At 62.6% G+C, this 19265-nt stretch carries 15 protein-coding genes and 1 riboswitch; of the genes, 4 read left to right on the top strand and 11 right to left on the bottom strand.

Translation table 11 applies throughout. From position 1 onward, the window contains the following. Positions 1-4: 4 nt before the first annotated feature. Genes WDB91_RS17435 through WDB91_RS17425 form a run of 3 tightly spaced genes read right to left on the bottom strand, consistent with a single transcriptional unit; the run spans position 5 to position 2152 of the window. Complete coding sequence (locus WDB91_RS17435) at positions 5-733, bottom strand: amino acid ABC transporter ATP-binding protein (protein WP_339115419.1); 729 nt, start codon at positions 731-733, stop codon at positions 5-7. Continuing rightward, a complete protein-coding gene (locus WDB91_RS17430; protein ID WP_339115418.1) occupies positions 730-1383 on the bottom strand; it encodes an amino acid ABC transporter permease in 654 nt (217 codons plus the stop codon). Before WDB91_RS17430 ends, WDB91_RS17435 begins: the two co-directional genes overlap by 4 nt. A gap of 19 nt (positions 1384-1402) precedes the next feature. Then, positions 1403-2152, bottom strand: coding sequence for an ABC transporter substrate-binding protein (locus tag WDB91_RS17425; protein ID WP_339115417.1), 750 nt, complete (start codon positions 2150-2152; stop codon positions 1403-1405). A 400-nt stretch (positions 2153-2552) separates the two neighbouring features. Between WDB91_RS17425 and WDB91_RS17420 the strand changes: the two genes are divergently transcribed. After that, positions 2553-4637: a PAS domain-containing methyl-accepting chemotaxis protein gene (locus WDB91_RS17420; RefSeq protein WP_339115416.1), complete on the top strand. Its 2085-nt coding sequence runs from the start codon at positions 2553-2555 to the stop codon at positions 4635-4637. A 179-nt stretch (positions 4638-4816) separates the two neighbouring features. After that, entirely contained in the window at positions 4817-7591 is a 2775-nt protein-coding gene (locus WDB91_RS17415) for a calcium-binding protein (RefSeq protein ID WP_339115415.1), read from the top strand. Between the two features lie 160 nt (positions 7592-7751). On the opposite strand, the gene WDB91_RS17410 is transcribed toward WDB91_RS17415, so the two are convergent. Beyond that, positions 7752-8588, bottom strand: a complete 837-nt coding sequence (locus WDB91_RS17410) for a DUF1206 domain-containing protein (RefSeq protein WP_339115414.1) — start codon at positions 8586-8588, stop codon at positions 7752-7754. Between the two features lie 185 nt (positions 8589-8773). On the opposite strand from WDB91_RS17410, the gene WDB91_RS17405 reads away from it, so the two are divergent. Then, positions 8774-9802 carry a sodium:calcium antiporter gene (locus WDB91_RS17405; RefSeq protein ID WP_339115413.1) on the top strand — a complete coding sequence of 343 codons (1029 nt, stop codon included), beginning with the start codon at positions 8774-8776 and terminating at the stop codon, positions 9800-9802. Positions 9803-9831: 29 nt separating this feature from the next. Here WDB91_RS17405 and WDB91_RS17400 read toward each other — a convergent pair whose 3' ends face one another. From WDB91_RS17400 to WDB91_RS17370, 7 genes are all read right to left on the bottom strand, one after another. Further along, complete coding sequence (locus WDB91_RS17400; RefSeq protein ID WP_339115412.1) at positions 9832-11055, bottom strand: Dyp-type peroxidase; 1224 nt, start codon at positions 11053-11055, stop codon at positions 9832-9834. A gap of 69 nt (positions 11056-11124) precedes the next feature. Next, on the bottom strand, positions 11125-12324 hold the full coding sequence (gene efeO / locus WDB91_RS17395; RefSeq protein ID WP_339115411.1) for an iron uptake system protein EfeO: 1200 nt from the start codon (positions 12322-12324) through the stop codon (positions 11125-11127). Further along, positions 12324-13913: an iron uptake transporter permease EfeU gene (gene efeU / locus WDB91_RS17390; protein WP_339115410.1), complete on the bottom strand. Its 1590-nt coding sequence runs from the start codon at positions 13911-13913 to the stop codon at positions 12324-12326. The genes efeO and efeU overlap by 1 nt, the downstream gene beginning before the upstream one ends. Positions 13914-14078: 165 nt before the next feature. Further along, positions 14079-15161, bottom strand: a complete 1083-nt coding sequence (locus WDB91_RS17385) for a GTP-binding protein (protein ID WP_339115409.1) — start codon at positions 15159-15161, stop codon at positions 14079-14081. A 78-nt stretch (positions 15162-15239) separates the two neighbouring features. Beyond that, complete coding sequence (locus WDB91_RS17380; RefSeq protein ID WP_339115408.1) at positions 15240-16013, bottom strand: ABC transporter ATP-binding protein; 774 nt, start codon at positions 16011-16013, stop codon at positions 15240-15242. Continuing rightward, on the bottom strand, positions 16013-17035 hold the full coding sequence (locus WDB91_RS17375) for an iron chelate uptake ABC transporter family permease subunit (RefSeq protein ID WP_339115407.1): 1023 nt from the start codon (positions 17033-17035) through the stop codon (positions 16013-16015). The genes WDB91_RS17380 and WDB91_RS17375 overlap by 1 nt, the downstream gene beginning before the upstream one ends. Next, a complete protein-coding gene (locus WDB91_RS17370; protein ID WP_339115406.1) occupies positions 17032-18036 on the bottom strand; it encodes an ABC transporter substrate-binding protein in 1005 nt (334 codons plus the stop codon). The genes WDB91_RS17375 and WDB91_RS17370 overlap by 4 nt, the downstream gene beginning before the upstream one ends. Before the next feature lie 86 nt (positions 18037-18122). Next, positions 18123-18312: riboswitch (cobalamin riboswitch) on the bottom strand. 350 nt (positions 18313-18662) lie between these two features. Between WDB91_RS17370 and WDB91_RS17365 the strand changes: the two genes are divergently transcribed. Further along, positions 18663-19244 (top strand): sugar dehydrogenase complex small subunit, encoded by a 582-nt coding sequence (locus WDB91_RS17365; protein WP_339115405.1) that lies wholly within the window; start codon positions 18663-18665, stop codon positions 19242-19244. The last annotated feature ends 21 nt before the right edge of the window (positions 19245-19265 follow it).

The following is a 19265-nucleotide window of genomic DNA, read 5'->3' as shown; positions in this document are numbered from 1 at the left end:
GGGTTCAGTGCTCGAGAATCCGCCCCAGAAAATCGCGGGTGCGCTCGTGCTGCGGGTTCGATAGCAGCTCGCGGGCGGGGCCCTGTTCGATGATCCGCCCGCCATGCATGAAGAGCACACGGTCGGCCACCTCGCGGGCAAAACCCATCTCGTGGGTCACCACCAGCATCGTCATTCCTTCCGCCGCCAGATCGCGCATCGCGCTGAGCACCTCGCCCACCAGTTCGGGGTCGAGCGCCGAGGTCGGCTCGTCGAAGAGGATCGCCTCGGGCCGCATTGCGAGGGCGCGCGCAATCGCCACCCGCTGCTGCTGGCCGCCCGACAGACGGTCGGGATAGGCCCCCGCCTTGTCGGCGAGATTCATGCGCTCGAGCAACTCCATCGCATAGGCTTCGGCCTCGCGGCGGTTCTCGCCCTTCACATGGATCGGTCCTTCGGTGACATTCTCCAGCGCGGTGCGATGGGGGAAGAGATTGAAGCGCTGGAACACCATGGTGACCTTGGTGCGGATATCGCGGATGGATTTGCGCTCGGCCTCGACCAGCTGGCCGTTCACATGGATCGCGCCCGACTGGTAGACCTCGAGCCCGTTCACACAGCGCAGCAATGTCGACTTGCCGGAGCCCGATGCCCCGATCAGACAGACGACCTCACCGCGGGCCACCTTGAGGTCGATCCCCTTGAGGACCTCGAAATCGCCATAGCTCTTATGGAGTGCGTTGATATCGATCATTTCTTGCCAAACCTCCGTTCAAGCCAGGATGCGAGGATGAAGAGCGGCACAGAAAGCGCCAGATAGAGGCCCGCGACCAGCGTATAGACGGTCAGGTTTTCGAAGGTCGAAGCGGCCAGCATCTTCGCCTGGAAGGTCATTTCGGCAACCGTGATCACCGAGGCCTGCGAGGTATCCTTCAACAGCATGATCATTGTGTTGCCATAGGGCGGCAGAACGGTGCGCACGGCTTGCGGCAGGATCACCCGCCACATGGTTTTGGTCCAGCCCATGCCAATGGATTGCGCGGCCTCGATCTGGCCCTTGTCCACGGCCTCGAGCCCCGCACGGAAGTTTTCCGCCATATAGCAGGAATAGGCGACGCCCAGACCGATAGAGCCTGCCTGGAAGGCGGTCAGGTCGATCCCCCAACCGGGAAGGACGAAATAGATATAGAACAGTTGCACAAGGATCGGGATGCCGCGCACCACATTGATGAAGGCGCGCGCCGGCCATGCGAGGAACTTGATACCGGAATAGCGCATCAACGCCAGAACCAGACCGAAGACCGTCGCGATCACGAGGGCGGAGAACGCGATGCCAACCGTTGTGGCGGCACCGCGCATCAGGATGGGCAGGTAATCCTGCGCATCTTGGAAGAAGGGAGACATTAGCTTCTCGGATCCGGTCTCAGTTCAGGTTCCATTTCTTGATCAGCTCGTCCAGCTCGCCATCGGCCTTGATCTTGGCCAGACCCGCATTGACCTTGGCGAGGATCTCGGGATGGTCTTTCGACACAGCGATGCCCAGCGGCAGCACGAATTGCGAGGTGTAGCCTTCGGCCATCTTGAGATCGGCAAACTTGCCCTGCCCCATCTGGTAGGCGATGATCGGTTTGTCACCAAAGGCCATATCGATCCGGCCCAGTTCGACATCCTTCAGAAGATCGGCAAGGTTTTCATAGGTCTTGACCTCGCCGATATCGCCCATCTGTGCGAGCTTGGCCTGATAGCTGGTGCCCTGCTGCACGCCGATGGTCTTGCCCTTGGTCTCGTGCAGATCCTCGGAATATTGGGTATCGTCGGTTTTCGGCACGATAAGACCCTCGCCATAGGGGAAGATCGGATCGGAGAAATCGACAACCTTCTTGCGCTCGTCGGTGATCGACATCGCCGCCGAGATCATGTCGATCCGGCCGGCCTGCAGCGCGGGCAGCAACGAGACCCAGTCGGTCGATTGCACATCCGCCTCGAAATCCTCCTTGGCCGCGATGGCTTTGACGACATCGACCATCATGCCGGTGATCTCGCCCGATTTAACATCGAGATAGGTGAAAGGAACGCCGGTCGGCGTCGAGCCGACCTTCAGCGTTTCGGCCATGGCCGGCAAGGCGCCAAGAGCGAGGGCAATAGCGGTGGCGGCAATACGGGGAAACTGCATTCGGTATACCTGGAGATTAGCCAGACGGTCGAGGAGCCAGCGTCGGGCCTGTTTCAGAAGAGATCCTCATCCCCACCTCTATGGTATCTCGGGTATATGGTAAGAAATTAAGGGCAATTTTCTGATGAAAAACTTCAATCTTTCAAAAAATAACATGATCTTGATGCGAACTGCCCGATCGCTATGCAGTTTCGGTATACCGGAATAAGAAGACTTAGATGGGGGGCCCTCTTCGCTTCCGGCACGATCCGCTGGGATCTTTCTCCGATACAGACCTAACTTGCAGGCCCGACAATTGATCAATGCCTGTTGCTAAGCCTTTAATATAATTGATTAACCCCATTTTATACCTCATGTGGCTAAACTCTTTGGGAATCATGTTCCTGAGGGTATGTTGCATATGAGGTTTCTGGGTAGAAAGACGGCTGCGGCGAAAACGGCGGCACAGCAGAGGAAGCGGGGACTGTCCTATTTCGACGCAGTTTCATCCTGCTATATGGTGTGCCGGCTCGGCTTCGACCAGATCATCATAGATGTCAATGATCGGTTCGCCCGTGCCGTAGGGTTCACACGCGACGAACTGATCGGCACGGATTATGCACGCCTCCTGCGCGAGAAGGATCGCGCCGATATGGATTACCGCAAGGTCTGGGACGATCTGCGGCAAGGCCACCCGACCCAGTTCATCCGCCCTCGCCTGAACAAGGCCGGCGAGGAGCGATGGTTCGATGTTTCCTATATCCCCGTCGTCAGCGCCGATGGCACAGGTTATGAAGAGGTGCTCATTCTGGCACATGATATCACCGATATGCATTTCCGTCGGCGTGACAACCGCTCAAAGGTCGATGCGCTCTCGCGCAGCATGGCGGTGATCGAATTCGATCTACAGGGCAACATCCTGACGGCGAACCAGCATTTTCTGGATGCGATGGGTTATGGGCTGGACGAGCTTGAGGGACGGCATCACCGGATGTTCATGCTTGACGGAGAGGCGGACACGCCTGCCTATCAGGACTTCTGGCATAAGCTGGCCAAGGGTATGTCCTATAGCGATGCGATCCGTCGTCGTCGCAAATCTGGTAAGACCTGCTGGCTTCAGGCCACCTACGAAACCCTCGTCGACCCTGAAGGCCGTCCGTTCAAGGTCGTGAAATACGCGTTCGACATCACGGCGGTGAAGGAAAAGGAGCTTGAATGCAATGCCAAGCTCGAGGCCGTGGGCGCGGCGCAGGCGGTGATCGAGTTCGACCCGTCAGGCACCATCCTGCACGCAAATCCCCTATTCTGTCAGGCGACCGGCTACCGCGAGGAAGACCTAATCGGCAAGCATCACCGCATTTTTGTCGCGCCGGATTATGCCAATAGCCCCGATTACGCGAAGTTCTGGAAGGATCTGCAGGCGGGAAGCTCCTCTGTCGGGAAATATCAGCGGTTTGGCAAGGACGGTCAGGCGATCTATATCGAGGCCAGCTACAACCCGATCCGTGATGCGTCGGGGACGATCGTCAAAGTGGTGAAATTCGCGATCAATGTGACGGCAATGGAAGTCACCGTCGTCGAACTGGGCAAAGCGCTCGATACATTGGCAGCAGGCGATCTGAACGCTTCCATCGACACTGATCTGGGCCAGCTCGACAGGCTGCGCGCCTCCTTCAACGGCACGGTCGGGCGCTTGCGCGAGATCATCGCGGCCGTCGCGGCCAGCACCGAGGATCTGGTGCATGATGCCCAGTCGATCCGCGTGGGCAGCAACGAACTGGCGCGACGTTCGGAGACGCAGGCCGCAACGTTGGAGGAAACGGCCGCCGCGCTGGAAGAGTTGACGGGTTCGGTCAAGGGAGCCTCCGAACTGACCCAGACGGCCACGGCCCGCGTCCAGTCCACCGCCAAGCAGGCGGAGGCCTCCTCGCAAGTCGTGCAGGAGGCGATCGACGCGATGAAGGCAATCTCGGAGGCCTCGCGCAAGATCTCCTCCATCACTTCGGTCATCGACGATATCGCTTTCCAGACCAACCTCTTGGCGCTCAATGCCGGCGTCGAGGCCGCCCGTGCAGGCGAGGCGGGGCGCGGCTTTGCGGTGGTGGCCTCGGAAGTGCGGGCGCTTGCACAGCGCTCGGCCGATGCGGCAAAGGAAATCTCTTCCCTTCTGGTGGAATCGGAGACCACCGTCGCCAATGGAAGCGCGCTGGTCGACAAGGCCGGGGGAGCCCTGCGCGGCATCCTGACGAGTGTGCAAGAGGTCAACCAGATCATCGCCACGATCGCCTCCTCTGCGGGGGAGCAGGCCAGCGGCATCACCGAAATGAACAATGCCGTCTCGGATCTGGACCGCACGACCCAGCAGAACGCCGCCATGTCGGAGGAAACCAATGCCGCCGTGGCTATCGTCGCCCAGAAATGCGAGGATATCCGCAGCGAGATCGCCTTCTTCTCTCTCGACGCGCCTTTACAGACAGGCCAGACCGCGTATCGCCATGCGGGATAGACAGGCATTGCCAGCCTGAAACGGGCGGCATGGCCCTTTGCCGCCCCCTATCTGTTCTCACGCCGCGCCGGAAAACTGGCGCGGCGGGCCTGTTTTGTTTACCATGATTTACGAGCCGGAGCAGCAAGCGATTAACCGGATTGCGCTATCGTGGAACGGGGCCCAAGGGAGAAGTTCTGATGTCGAGCACCGCCACTATCAACATGATCAACGTGCAGGTCCGCGCCGATGACCAGATGGCCATCGATAAGGCGACGGCCTCAGCCACTGTCGATCCGCGCTATGATGATGGTCGCTTTTTCAATAGCTTATATGACGAGAACCTCTATTCAGATTCCAAATATTACTTCTGGTCCGGCGATCAGGAAGCGTTGCCGATCGGCCTTGGCGATCTGGATGGAAATTACGAGGCACGGATCGCGGGATTCGTCGCCACAATGGCCGAGTCCCTTCCCGAAGTTAACACTCTGCGCCTGTTTTTTAATGAGAATAATTTTACCGAAACCGGCGCGCTCGACCCCCGATACGAGGCCTTTCTGGAGGCCGCCGTTGCCAATGGCTTCGAGCTGGTGATCACCTATGGCTCGGGCGATATTCAGGGTTACGGGCTGTCGGAGACGCTGACCACGGGTGCGGCGTGGTATGACTATCTCTCGACGACCGCCTATTCCAATATGGAAGGGGCCTGGACCGAGATGATGGCTTGGATGTCCGCCCATCCCGATGTCGCGGCGGGCGTCTATGGCTACGAGCTGATGAACGAGCCCGACGCTTATGACAAAGGCGCCAATGCGATGGGTGGACAGGCGGGGGAGGAGACCTTTGTCGGGCTCTACGCCCAGCATGTCAGCACGCTTTCGGCCCTGATCTCGGCCCAGCAGGACGGCAAGATCCTCGTGGGCGGCTGGGATTATTCGGCGAATTTCGACATCCTCGCCACGACCCAGATCGATGGCACCAGCGCGCTGGACCTGATCCGGGCGGCGGTGGGCGAGGATCTCGTCTGGTCGGGGCATTACTATGGCAACTGGCATGGCACCGGCAGCGGCACGAGCATTGCGCAATACGAGACCAGCTTTGCCGAGACCTTCGCCGCGATAGGCTCCGATGATCTGATCATCACCGAGTTGAATATCCCCGGTGCGGACGCGTTCGACTGGTCCGATCCGACCAATTATCAGTATGATTTCGCGCAGGCGCTGGAGTATTTCTCGGAAAACGGGATCGGCATCGGCTGGTTTCCGGGGATCCAGACAGGCGCATCGAATTTCGCGATCATCCGCAATGACGGCTCGGCCCAATTCCGCCATCCCGACAGTTTCGCCATCGGCCAGCATCTCTATTCGATGGATGAGGCGCCCGAAGACCATGCGGGCGACGAACTGCTCCAGTCACTGCGCATCGACACCCATTCCATCCGCAACGAGGGCTATACCACCGATACAGATGGCGACGGCATTCTCGATGACGGATATGACGGCAGCTATGTCAGCAGCATGGATGTGGCCACGGGCTTCGGCTATGGCGGCAATGACACGATCGGCGGCTATGACGATGCCTGGGATTTCCTTTATGGCGGCACCGGCAATGACAGCCTGACAGGGCTCAATGGCAATGACTATCTCTTCGGCCAGGACGGTAATGATACGCTCGATGGCGGCGCGGGAGATGACCATCTTCTGGGCAATGACGGCGATGACCTGCTGGTTGCGGGCCAGGGCAATGACTATCTTTCGGGCGGCGCGGGGGCAGATCTATTTGTCATTGATGCCCCCGGCACCGGCGATGTGGTGATTGCCGATTTCGATTTCGCATCGGGGGACAGCCTGCGCATCGCAGACCAGCTCTATTCCGCCTCCGGGATTCTGGCTCTGGCAAGTTTCGAGGATGCCGATGGGCGGGGTGGCCTCAACGACGTGCTGGTGCAGCTGGGCAATGACAGCCAGCTCCTGATGCTGAACGCCCGCACAGCGCTCGAAGCAGCCGCTGTACCGACCGAACCTGATGGCCGGACCCTGATCGAGGGCACCGCGGGCGATGACAGGGCCGAGGCCACGCTGACGGGCACCGACGGGGATGACCATCTGTTGGGGCTTGGAGGCAACGATGTCCTGTCGGGTGGGGCGGGGGACGATATTCTCGAGGACGGGCTCGGACGCGATATCCTATGGGGCGGCGATGGCGCGGATATCTTCTGCATGGCGGCGGGCGATCATGCGACAGACAAGATCCAGGATTTCTGTGTCGGTCTCGACCTGATTGATCTCTCGGCCTGGGGCGTTCGGTCGGTGGAGGAGGTCTCCATCACACAAAGGTTCAATTCTGCAGGCGACTGGCTCAAGGGGCAGTATATGCTGACCGCGGGCGAAGGGATCACGGCGGAGTCCGTGATCCTGCGCCTATCCGGTTCGGGATATGACATCGTCAGCCCGCTCGATGCAGGCAGCTTCATCTTTTCAGAAAGCGGCCTGATCGATTTCGGCGCCACCGACACGATCACCATCGATACGGTCATTACTGGCACCGCAGGCGATGACAGGAACGCCTCTGCGCTTTACGGCACTGCAGGCAATGACGAGATCTTTGCCGGCGCCGGGCGCGATCAGGTCTATGGCGGTGCGGGGCGCGATATTCTCCATGACGGTGCGGGCCGGGATATTCTCTTCGGCGGTGAGGAGAGCGACATGTTCTCCATGGCCGCAGGCGACGGTGCGACCGATTACATCAAGGATTTCGAGATCGGCAAGGATATCCTCGATCTGCGCGAATGGGGGCTGAGCGGCCTCGGGGATCTCTCGGTCACATGGCAAACCAAGGGCACCAGCGCCGCGCTCGACCATCTCCTGATCACCACAACCGGCGAGACATCGGAGGCGCTTCTGGTCAAGGTCGCAGGGTTCGAGGCGCTGACCATAGATGACCAGAGCTGGACAGCCACCGATTTTCTGTTCTGAGGCGTTTCCTGCCGGGAGGCGGCGGGCTTCGGTCCGGCGGCCTGCTGATCTGTGACCGGACCAACCAGCCTTCAGATCCGAGGCGGCATCCCACAGCAAGATCCACCGGAGCGGTAAGAACGCATCGGATACGGCACCAACCGCCCGCCCCCGGCCTTGGTCAAGCCATCGATTTCAGCTTCCTTGCGAGGGTTTCCACGTCCTTTTCGCTGGCACGCGGCACGATGCGGTAGAGCGCATTCACAAAGCAGAACAGCGCGAAGGCCAGCAGACCGGCACTGATCGCACCGCAGAGCCACTGGCCGAAGGGATGCGCGCGCAACCATTCGAAGGCACGGTCCATTCCACCCGCCGCCTCCGGCGCATAGGCATAAGCGGCATAGACGATCAGCCCACCGGCAATCATCAGCACCACACCCTGCGCCACCAGCCCGAGTTTTAGAAGCAGATTGGCATGGGTGGTCACCGCATTCGCCCTGAGCCGCCCGCGATAGCTCGCCCTGATGCCCTTCATCAGGTAATAGACTGCGGCGCCGATGACCGCGACCCCCACAAGCCCCACGGCCAGCCGCCCCATCGGCATACCCATCACTGTGGAGACCATCTGGCCCGAACCACTCCCCGAGCGCGCAAGCAGGGCCAGAACGGCCACCCCGCCGATACCCAGATGGATCAGTCCGCTCACGGCAAGCCCTACTCGCGCCGCCAGCCCTTTCAGCTTGGTGCCGTAATCCTCCAGATCCCAGACCGCATCCGTCACCCTCCAGATCGCATAGGCCAGCATGCCGAGCGCGATCAGCACCAGAACCGCATTGCCCAGCATCCCCGAGAGATGCTGCATCGTCTCTTTGGTGCCCTCGGCCTCGCCCCCGTGCAGGATCGACCAGAGCGAGGTCGCCCCTACCGCCAGATAGACAAGCCCGCGGCCTGCATAACCGGCGCGCATTACGGGCACGGACCAGGCAAAATCATCGGGGTCATGGGAGTGGCGTGACATCGGGTTCCTCGCGTTCACAATCAGGATAGCTGGTGGGACAATGCGGATACGGCGGCGGATGTTCCGTGGGTGCAATCCGCGGCAGGCACCGAGCGTGGCATTCAACGGCGCTGGCTGCGGACTACGAGGGAACGAATGGCGATGCGCATGGTTGGGTGGCAAAGCCCGATCCGGAGAGGTTTCCCATGTTCGCCAGTCTTACGCTGCCTCTGCTGCTGACCATATTCGCCATTGCAGGTGCGGTGGTTGTTCTGGTCTCGATCAGGGCAACCGCGCTGGCTGATCTCATTGCCGACCGGACCCGTCTGGGCGAGGCGCTGGCGGGCGGGGTGCTTCTGGGCGGCGCGACCTCGCTCTCGGGCGTGGTGGTGTCCGTCTCGGCGGCCTACGGGGGCGATGCAAGCTTTGCCGTCTCGAATGCGGTGGGCGGGATTGCCGCGCAGACGCTGTTTCTGGCTATTGCCGATCTGGCCTATCGCAGGGTCAATCTCGAACATGCCGCAGCCGAACCCACAAACCTTTTTCAGGCGGTGATGCTGCTGGTTCTGCTCAGCCTGCCCGTTGCGGCGGCCTCCGGCCCCGACATCGCCTATTTCGGCGTCTCGCCGGTCTCGGTTATGATGTTTCTGGCTTATCTCTGGGGCGTCCGACTGTCGTCCGCCGTGGGCGAGAACCCGATGTGGCAGCCCGTCAAGACCGCCGACACCCGCGAGGATGCGCCCGACGAGGATCACGACCCGCAGGCCTCGGTGACCGGACCGGCCCTTGCCTTTGCGGCGCTGGTCGCTCTCATGGGTGGCGCAGGCTGGATCATCGCCCAGATCGCGGGGGAGTTCATCACCCGCTACCAGCTGTCTTCGAGCCTTGTGGGTGCGCTGATGACCGCAGTCGTCACCTCCCTGCCCGAGCTGGTCACGACGATCGTGGCCGTGCGGCGCGGCGCCTTGCAGCTGGCGGTGGGTGGGATCATCGGCGGCAACACTTTCGACACGCTGTTTCTGGTTTTCTCCGATGCCGCCTATCGCGAGGGAGCGATCTATCAGGCCATGAGCCAAACCGACCTCTACTGGCTGGCAACCGGCCTTCTGATGACCGCGATCCTGCTGGGCGGGCTGATCCTGCGCCAGCGCGAGGGACCGGCGCGGATCGGGATCGAATCCGTGCTGCTGATCGGCGTCTATGGCTGCGCGGTCGGTGTCGAGATCTTCGGCTGACGCCTCACCGGACCGCGCTCAGCCCGACCTCATCCGAACATCTGCGCCCCGATATAGCTGCCCTCTGCGGGCGCGGGCGGGATGTAGAAGACCCCCGAGGCCACATGCGAGATATAGTCGTTCAGCCGGTCCGCCGCCCCGAGCCGCGTCTGCAGCCGCTCGAAAGCCTCGGGCGTATTCTGGTAGGACAGGAACAACAGTCCCGCATCCAGCATCCCGAGCGCGTTGATCCCGTCGGTATAGTTGTAGCTGCGGCGCAGGATTTTCAGCCCGTCATTATGCTCGTGGGCAGCAAGGCTGATATGGGAATTGGCAGGAATGACCGGACCATGCGGGCCCTGCGCCGTGAAATCGGGCGTATCGAATTCCTGCGTGCCGGTCAGCGGTGCGCCCGAGACCTTGAACCGCCCGAAGACCGCATTCTGGTCATCGATCTGATCGGTATCCCAGCTTTCGATGAACATGCTGATCTTGCGCATGACCTGATAGCTGCCGCCCTTGCCCCAGCCCGGCTCGTCGGTCCAGACAAAGGCCTCGCGATCGGCATCGCTCGTGATGTTGCGGGTGCCATCGCGGAAGCCCAGAAGGTTGCGCGGCGTCGCCTGCCCCTTGCCTGCCGAGGCCCGCCCGAAGCCCATCACCGCATAGCGGGTGGAGGCGGTGCCCGTGGATTTAGCCAGCCGCGCCAGCACGCGGATCGCGTGATAGGCCACCTGCGGATCATCGGCGCAGGCCTGCAGCGAGAGATCGCCCCCCGAGATCTCGGGGGTCAGCGCATCTCCGGGCAGATGTTTGAGCGGGCGCAAGCCGGCGGGCCGATGCGCCTGAAGACCGGTCTTCTCGAACAGATCCGGCCCCAACCCGACCGTCACCGTCAGCGAGGCGGGCCCCAGATCGAGCGCCTCGCCCGTATCGAGTGCGCCCGCATCGGGACGGTCCGGATCGACCTTGCTGATCGGCTCGCCCTTCATCATCTGCGCGATCGAGGCGGACCAGCGCGCCAACAGCACCTGCAGATCGCGCGGATTTTCCGACGTCAGGTCAAAGGTCATATAAACCACATGGCGCTGCGGCGCAGTGGCGATCCCCGCCTGCGGGCCCGGCCCGTAGAACGGATAGGCGTGGCTCAGGTCGATGGCGTTGGACGGCCCAGCCTCTGTGTCGGCCGTCGCCGCGCCCATCAACATCGGGGTCGCCAGAGGCGAGAGGGCAGCGCCAAAAAGCAGGCTGCGGCGTTTGGGATCGGGGGTCATGGGGCTCTCCATGGCAAGACGGGCGAGGAAAGAGGGATGCCGGAGCCCGGTGGGGCTCCGGCCAGCGCATCAGCCAGCAGTCGCGACCTTTTCGGCCACGCGCGACAGCGGTTCCTGCAGCGACTGGATGGCCCGGCTGAGCGTCACCTTGTCGGAGGCTTTCAGCGCATCGGTATAGAGCACATAGCCACCGGGCACCGTATTGTCGCGGTAGCCATCGAGCAGCGCGCGCACCTTGTCGAACTCGTCGCTCACGCGTTTGGTCAGATCGGGATCGATCTGCGCCATCCCCGGCTCCAGATAGGCAAAGGCCTGCTCGGCGCCTTCGACATTGCCCGCGAAATCGGCCAGATCGATATGGCTATAGGCCTCTTCCTCGCCGCTGATCTTGGTGCTCTGGACTTCTTCGAGCAGATCCGCCGCGCCATTGGCCAGATCCTCGGGCCAGAATTCGAGGCTTGGGGCCAGCTGGTCAAGCAGCTTCACGTTCTTCAGCAGCTCATGCGCCGTGGTCTTGGTGTCGTCGGTGATCGCGCCCCGCTCGAAGAGATCGCGCTCGATCGCATGATAGCCCGACCAGCCTACCGCCGGATCCTCGTTCGAGGCCCGCATATCGATAAGATAATCGAGATTGCCGTGATTGTCGGTCGCATCGAACCCGTCCATCACGAAACCGTCCACATCGGCTTCGATCCGCTCGTAGAAGGGGCGGGCATGGGCGTAATCGGTCTTGGCAGCCTCCAGATCTCCCGCGGTAATATCGGCATCGAGCTTGGTCACGGCCACGACCATCGCATCGACGGTCTTGTTCACATAGGCGCTGTAATCGGCGGTGCCCTTGTCGAGCAACTCCGAGACGCTGCCCTCGGCACGTTTGGCGGCAGCGCCGGTGACGGTGAAGGCGGTCTTTTGCGGATCGGCACCGGGGCAGTAGATGTCGTAGCTGCCGCCGCCCAGCGTGACAGTAAAGGTGACCGATGGCAGACCGGGCGCAAGGTTTTCCTTCTCGCCGATGATGCGATTACCCGAGAGGAGTTCGACCTCGGTCAGGGCGGTGGCGGTCTGGTTGGTGACAGTAAAGGTCACGGGGCCTGCGGCGGCTTCGGTCGCGCTCAGCTTGCAGCTGCCGCCATTATCGGAGGTCATCGTGATCGCGACCTGAGCGGCGCCAGAGGCGTTGCTTTCGGCGGTCTGGGCCGAGGCGGAGGTGCTTGTGGCAAGCGCTGCCAGAAGCGGGAGGATGATCGGATAGGAGCGGGAGACAGACATCAGTGAGATCCTTTGGGCGCAGGTTCTACCCCTGCGCCATGTGAGGGAGAGACCCGTTCGGGTGCGAGAGAGCGCAATTGCCGCGCCGCGCGCAGGGCAATCGCAAGGGCCGCCAGAAGAAGGACAACAGACAGCTGGCGGGCCCAGAACTGCCATTCCTGCAAGGCTGAGCCATAGGCGCGATAGGCGGCCATGGCTTTGGCTGAAAACGTATCGGAGGTGGCCCATGCGAGAGGGCCGGTTTGCGCCGCAACGGCTTGGGGCAGCTTGCGCACGCGCAGGCTGCGCGGGGTCTGCAGACCGCCGCCCGACAGGGTCACCAGAACCTGTGCCCCGCCTCGCACCTGCACAACCGCGCCCTGCGCCAGACGGGCATGGGCGTCCAGATCGGCCTGCCATTGCGCGGTGTAAGGGCCGGGATAGCGGGTGGGGTTCAACCCGATCGGACGCCGCCCGCCATTCAGCGCCACCAGTTCGGCAAAACTCACCGTCTGTGGAGCGTCATTCAAAGCCACCGTCGCACCGTAATCGGCCTCGCTCAGCGCGAGCCCGTTATGGTCCGAACTCTGCGCCGAAGAATGCGGCAGGTTCAGGGGGACGCCCCCAAAATCGAGGGCCAGCGCGTCCCCGCGCAGCTGCACCTGCCCCGCCCCATCGCCACGCAGCGCCGCGACCGGCGCCTGCGGGCGCAGCCTCGCCCGCGGCTGCGGCACAAGAAACAGACCCAGTGCCGCAACGGCCAGCATCAGCGCCGCGCCCAGTTTCAGCCGCCCCGCATTGCGCGGGCTCGGGCGATAGGCTGTGGGCCAGTAGACAAGCGCCCCGACAATCGCGAGATAGCTCACCCATCCCAGAACCTCGATCAGCCGCGGATCGGAGGGGATGCCCAGCACACCGGTAATCAGCGCGGCCTGAACCGTGCCGGGCGCCACGAGCCAGCCCAGATCCATGACCATCTGCTGACCGCCATTGATCCAACCCGCCTCATGGCCTGTGCGCAGCGCGCTCACACAAAGCCCCGCCGCGACCAGAACGAGGAAACCGCCGGTAATGCGGAAAAAGCGCGACAGGTTCAGCCGCACCCCGCCCTGATAAATACCCCAGCCGATGCCGATCGCCAGCGCCAGTCCGATCAGCGCGCCGATCCCTGCCCAAAGGGCCGATTGCGCCGCCGAGAAGGTTGCCAGAAAGAACACCGCCGTCTCGAAGCCTTCCTTCAGCACCGCCAGAAAGGCCATTGCGGCCAGTGCCGTGGCCCCACGCCCCGAGAGCGCGGCCGCCGCATCCTTTTCGAGGCTCGATCTAAGATCACGCCCGTGGCGGTCCATCCACCAGATCATGCCGGTAACAAAGACGATGGCCACCACGCCGATCAGTGTCTCGAGCGCTTCCTGACGGGCCTGCGGCAGGCTCTGTTCGAGATGGTTGAGGCCAAGCCCCACACCCAGCGACAGAAGAACCGCCAGCCCGACACCGGCCCACATCGGGCCGAGCCCCGCCCCGTTGCGACGCAGGAAGGCCGCGATGATCCCTACGATCAGCGTCGCCTCAAGCCCTTCACGGAGCGCGATCACCAAAGTTGCCAGCATGACCTGCCTCTTTCGCCTAGCTCTGGATGGTGGGCGTTTATTCCCGACCAAACAACTCAGCTATGGCTTCTGCGCCCGCAGAACGCGGCTGTCAACGCACGCTGGCGTGAACGGGCAGCGTGAACCGAGGGGTGAACCGAGGGGTGCCGCCGGACCACGATATGCTCAACGGATGCCCTGCACGATGGGAAAATCCGCAAAGGGCAGACCGCCCAGACGGTCGAATTGCTGGCGCAGAGCCATTTCATCGAGCGCAGTGCCGATGATCACAAGCCGGTTGCCGGCCTGCCCGTCGGGCCAGCCCTCGAGCCGAAGACCGGGATAGAGCCTGTGGCCTACCGCATGCACCACCAGCGGGCGCGACGGGTCATCGCGCAGCGCCATCAGCCCCTTGATCCGCAAAAGCCCGTTCGAGGGCGTGGCTGTCAGCCGCGTCAGGAACTGGCGCAGCGCGGTTTCATCAACCGGTGTATCCGAGGTCAAGGGCACTGCCTGCACCCCTCCATGCCGGTTGAGATCATGGAAATGACCGCCCGTCAGGGGCGGCTGCTGCGCCTCAGCAGCCAGCCATTTGCCGACCTGCTCGCCCTTGCCGAAGGCGCTGTAGCTTCCAGCTCCGATCAGACTGGCGGGCGAGAATCCATCGGCAGCCGCGTCATGCACGATCACCCCCGGATTGAGGCCGCGCAGCGCCTCACCCAGATCTCCCGCAGGGTGGAGGTCTGTCTTGCTTAGGACCACATGATCGGCGAAGGCAATCTGGCGAAGGCTTTCGGGATGGGCCTCGAGCACCGCCCCGATCCCCTCGACATCCACCACCGTGATCACACCCGACAGCCGGAACGCCCGCGCCACCGCATGATCGGCCAGAGCGACCGCCGCCAGCCCGCCGGGAATAAGGCTGTTCACGATGGGGGCCAGATCGGCCAGCCCTGTTGTCTCCACGATAACCCGCGAGAAAGGCGGCAGCGTCCCGTTGCGCCGCAGCACAAGCAGCTCGTCAAGCGAGGCGCGCAGATCGCTGCCCCGCGTGCAGCAGATACAGCCCGTCGTGGTGACGCTGGCCCGCGCCTCGCGGCCCTTGCGCACCAGATCATGATCGACCGCCACCAGACCGAACTCGTTGATCACCAGCGCGGTATCGGCATAGGCGGGATCTTCCAGAAGCCGGTTGAGAAGCGTCGTCTTGCCAGCCCCCAGAAAACCGGTCAGCACGAAGACGGGGATCTGGGTATCGGGTATGGCCATGGGATGCTCCTTTTCCGGCGGGTGCAGGGATATGTCCGGCAGGCCCATCCCGCAAGATGGGATCGGCCTGCCGCGCGATCAACCGGCCCGCGGCAGGCTCGCTGTGAAATGCAGCGCCAGATGTCCGTCCGGATCGCGCACCTGCCGCGCCTCGACCCCGAAACTCTCGCGCAAATTGTCGGGCGAGAGCACCTCGGCAGGGGGACCTATCGCCTTGAGCCGCCCGCCCTCCAAGAGCGCCACCCGATCACAGGAGAACGCATGGTTGAGATCATGGAGCGCGATCACCCGGCTGACGGGCAGGCTCCGCACAAGGGCCAGAAGTGCCAGCTGGTGGCGGATATCAAGATGGTTGGTGGGCTCGTCAAGCAGCAAAAGCGCAGGCGACTGGGCCAATGCGCGGGCGATGTGGACCCGCTGGCGCTCGCCTCCCGAAAGCGTGTGCCACAACCGGTCCTCGCGCCCTGCCATATCGACCGCCGAGAGAGCGCGGGTCACCGCCTCGCTATCGCGCATGCTCCAGCCCCGCAAGGGTGACAGGAAGGGGATACGCCCCAGCTCGACCGCCTCACGCACCCGCAGCCGGTCGGTGGTCTCGGCCTGTTGTTCGACCAGCGCGATCTGGCGGGCCCGCACCTGCGCGCCCAGTTCCACCAGCGGCCTGTCCTGCCAAAGCACCCTGCCCCCAGAAGGCTTTCCCAAACCCGCCATCATCCGCATCAACGTAGACTTTCCCGAGCCGTTCGGCCCGATCAGCCCCAGATATTCACCCTCCCCGACCGTCAGCGAGATCCCGTGCAGGATCTCGACCCGATGCGCCTTAGCCTGCAGGTTTTCCACGCGCAGCACCATCAGCGCGCCCCCCGCATCAGGATCAGCGCGAAAGCGGGCGCCCCGATCAACGCGGTCACCACCCCGATGGGCAGAACCTGCCCCGGCACGATGATGCGCGAGACAATATCGGCGAGAACCAGAAACACCGCCCCCGCCAGCGCCGAGGCCGGCACAAGGCGCTGGTGGCGGGTGCCCACCAGAAAGCGCATCGCATGGGGCACCACCAACCCGACAAAACCGATGGCACCCACTTTCGACACCAAAACCCCTATCATCACTGCGGTCGCGGTGATCAGGATCCCGCGCGTTTTGGGCACATTGATCCCCAACGATGCCGCACTCTCGGCCCCGAAGGTGAAGGCATCGAGCGCATGTCGGTGCCAGAGGCAGACGAGCGCGCCGAGGCAGGTCACCACAACGGCGGGGAGCACATCCTCCCAGCGCACACCCGAGAGGTTGCCCATCAGCCAGAACATGATACCGCGCGCCTGTTCGGCATTTGCCGAGCGCGCGATGATGAAAGCGGTGAGCGCATTGAACATCTGGCTGCCTGCAATCCCGGCAAGGATGATCGCGGCCGCCCCGCTGGTGCCGCGCGCCGTGCCGGGGATGGCATGAGCCAGCGCAACCACGGCAGCAAAGGCCGCAAGCGCCCCGATCAGCGCGCCTGCCGACATGCTGAGCGCCCCCGCCCCGAACCCCGCGATACTTACCAGCACCGCGCCGGTGGAAGCGCCCGCCGAGAGCCCCATCAGATAGGGATCGGCCAGCGGATTACGCAACAGCGCCTGAAGCACGACCCCCGTCAGCGCCAGCCCCGCCCCGCAGCTGGCCGCCACAATCGCGCGGGGCAGCCGGTAGGACCAGATGATACCCGCATCGATCCGGTCCACCGGATAGCCCGCCTGCCAAAGATGGTTGGCGAGCACCCTCGCAACCGAAGCCAGCGGCAGCCGCGTCTCGCCAATGGCCGCCCCGGCCAGCAGGGTCAGCGCGAGAACGATCAGCCCCGCACCCCATAAAAGCGCCTTCCGGCTCATTGGAAAGTCATACCCGCCAGTGCATCGGACAGGCTGTCGAGCCCGTAGATCGTGCGCAGGGTCGCGCTCATGGCATGGGCGTCCATCACCACGATATGCCCTTCGCGCACCGCTTTCATCTGCCGTGTCACCGGATCGCTGCGCAGGAATTTCAGCTTTTCCTCGACATCATCGGCGGGGAAACGGCGGCGGTCCATCTTGGCGATCACCAGCACATCGGGGTCGGCCTTGGCGATACTCTCCCAGCCGACCGTGGGCCATTCCTCGTCGGATTGCACCACGTTGGTAAGGCCGAGCGCGCGCATCATATAGCCCGGCGCACCAAGCTGGCCCGCCATGTAGGGATCGAGCGCGATATCGGCGGAGGAGAACCAGAAGGCCGCTTTCAAGCCCTTCGGCAGATCCAGCGCCTTGGCCCGTGCCACGGCGCGCGCCTCGGTCGCCTGCAGATCGTCGACCAGCGTCTCGCCCCTGTCGGCGACATCGAAGATCTCGGCCAGCTGGCGGATGCCCTTATAGACCTGCACGGGATCAAAGGCGCCTACCCGCGTGCCATCGCCGCCGGTGCTGTTGTCCTTGGTGTCACAATCGGCGGGAAGGATATAGGTATTGATCCCCAGATCTGCGAACTGCTCACGGGTGCCCACCACACCATTGGGACCGACATGCCATTCATATTGCACGGCAACCAGATCGGGTTTACGGGCCACGACGCTCTCGAAGCTCGGATCATTATCGGCCAGACGCGGGATCTGTGCATTGACCTCGGCATAGCGCGGCAGCACCTTGTTGAACCAGACCGAGGTGCCCTTCACCCGATCCGCAAGCCCCAGAGAATAGAGGATCTCGGTGGCCGACTGACCGATCGTCACCGCGCGCTCGGGGGCCGCCTCGAAGCGGACCTTACGACCACAATTTTCTATCTGCAGCGGATAATGCGTCTGCGCGGAGGCCGAGACCGCACCCAGCAATGAGGCCACGGCCAGTATCATGCATTTCATCAGTTCCGTCCTTATCGAAAGGAGCGGAAAGCGCCATAAAGGACAGGGGCCGGAGACCCCGCCTGCCCTACCGACACACCCCGTCCGGTTAACATCTTCAGGCCGGCAGGTCTCCTGACTGGCGCCTCAACGCGTCTTTGCCCTTCCCGGACCGATGGCCCAGTGGTGTTGCAAAGGCGCTCTTCGCCTACAGTTGCGGGGGCAGTTCCGGTTGCCGCCGGAGCGGTGCGGATTCCCTATTATATCCTCGCGGATACCGGTGAGGTGGTTTTGCATCCTCCCCCGCCGGGGTCAAGCGATGCCACGCGACGAATTTCTGGCAGCCAGAGCGCGACGTAGCGTTACCTGTGCCTCGGCAGGTTACCCGAAGGCGCATTGAGCGCCATTCAAGACCGAGCATAATCGACCGTTTTCAAGGATTTTCACGCCAGCGGGAGATAATGCGCCATTATAGCTGTTTCCGGAATACACCATTCATAAGCACGCACATGATCAACGCCAATGGTTTGCATACAAACGCATACAAACGCCCGACTCGAAATTTGCTTGCCCGAAGCCGCACTGTTTCACGGTCCAGCCATTTCGCGACGCGGCCTATCTGAAATATTAGTGAGGAGTGTCACGTTTTGAACAAGACCAAATGTCGCACCGATAAAGCCGAGGCTCCGGCTGCATCGAAAGAGCTTTCCGGCATGGACCGACGCAACTTCTTGATCACCTCTGCGGTCGCGGGATTTGTGGCGGCATCGGGCACCGGACTGGGCCTGAGCCGTGCAATGGCGGCCACCGCGGACGGGGCGGCGGGTTTTGGCACGATCAGCGCTTTCGTGACCCGGCAGAAGGGCTTCGACCCCAAGCTGGTCGAGCGCGCCTATGACCAGCTGGTCGAGCTGGATCCGAGCTTCGACACCAAGGTCGTTACCCTGTCGGATGCGATCAAATCCGCCGATATCGAGGATATCGACGCCTTCCTTGCAACCAGTCCCGATCAGGATCTGCGCGAGACCATGACCACGATCACCGCCGTCTGGTATCTGGGCTATACCGGCACGCCCGATCCGTCGCAGGAAAAGGATGACGCGAAATTCGTCACCTATCGCGATGCGCTGATGTGGAAGCCCACCGGCAATACCACTCCGATCCCGACCTACTCGCAGCACAAGCAGAATTACTGGGCCGAGCCGCCCACCGCTGACGACATCAAGTGATCGCGCTGTAACTATTTTAGA

Source organism: Thioclava sp. GXIMD2076 (assembly GCF_037949795.1).
GTDB classification, from domain to species: Bacteria; Pseudomonadota; Alphaproteobacteria; order Rhodobacterales; family Rhodobacteraceae; genus Thioclava; species Thioclava kandeliae.
Note: the sequence above shows the minus strand (reverse complement) of the source record. Positions and strands in the feature narration are given on the sequence as shown.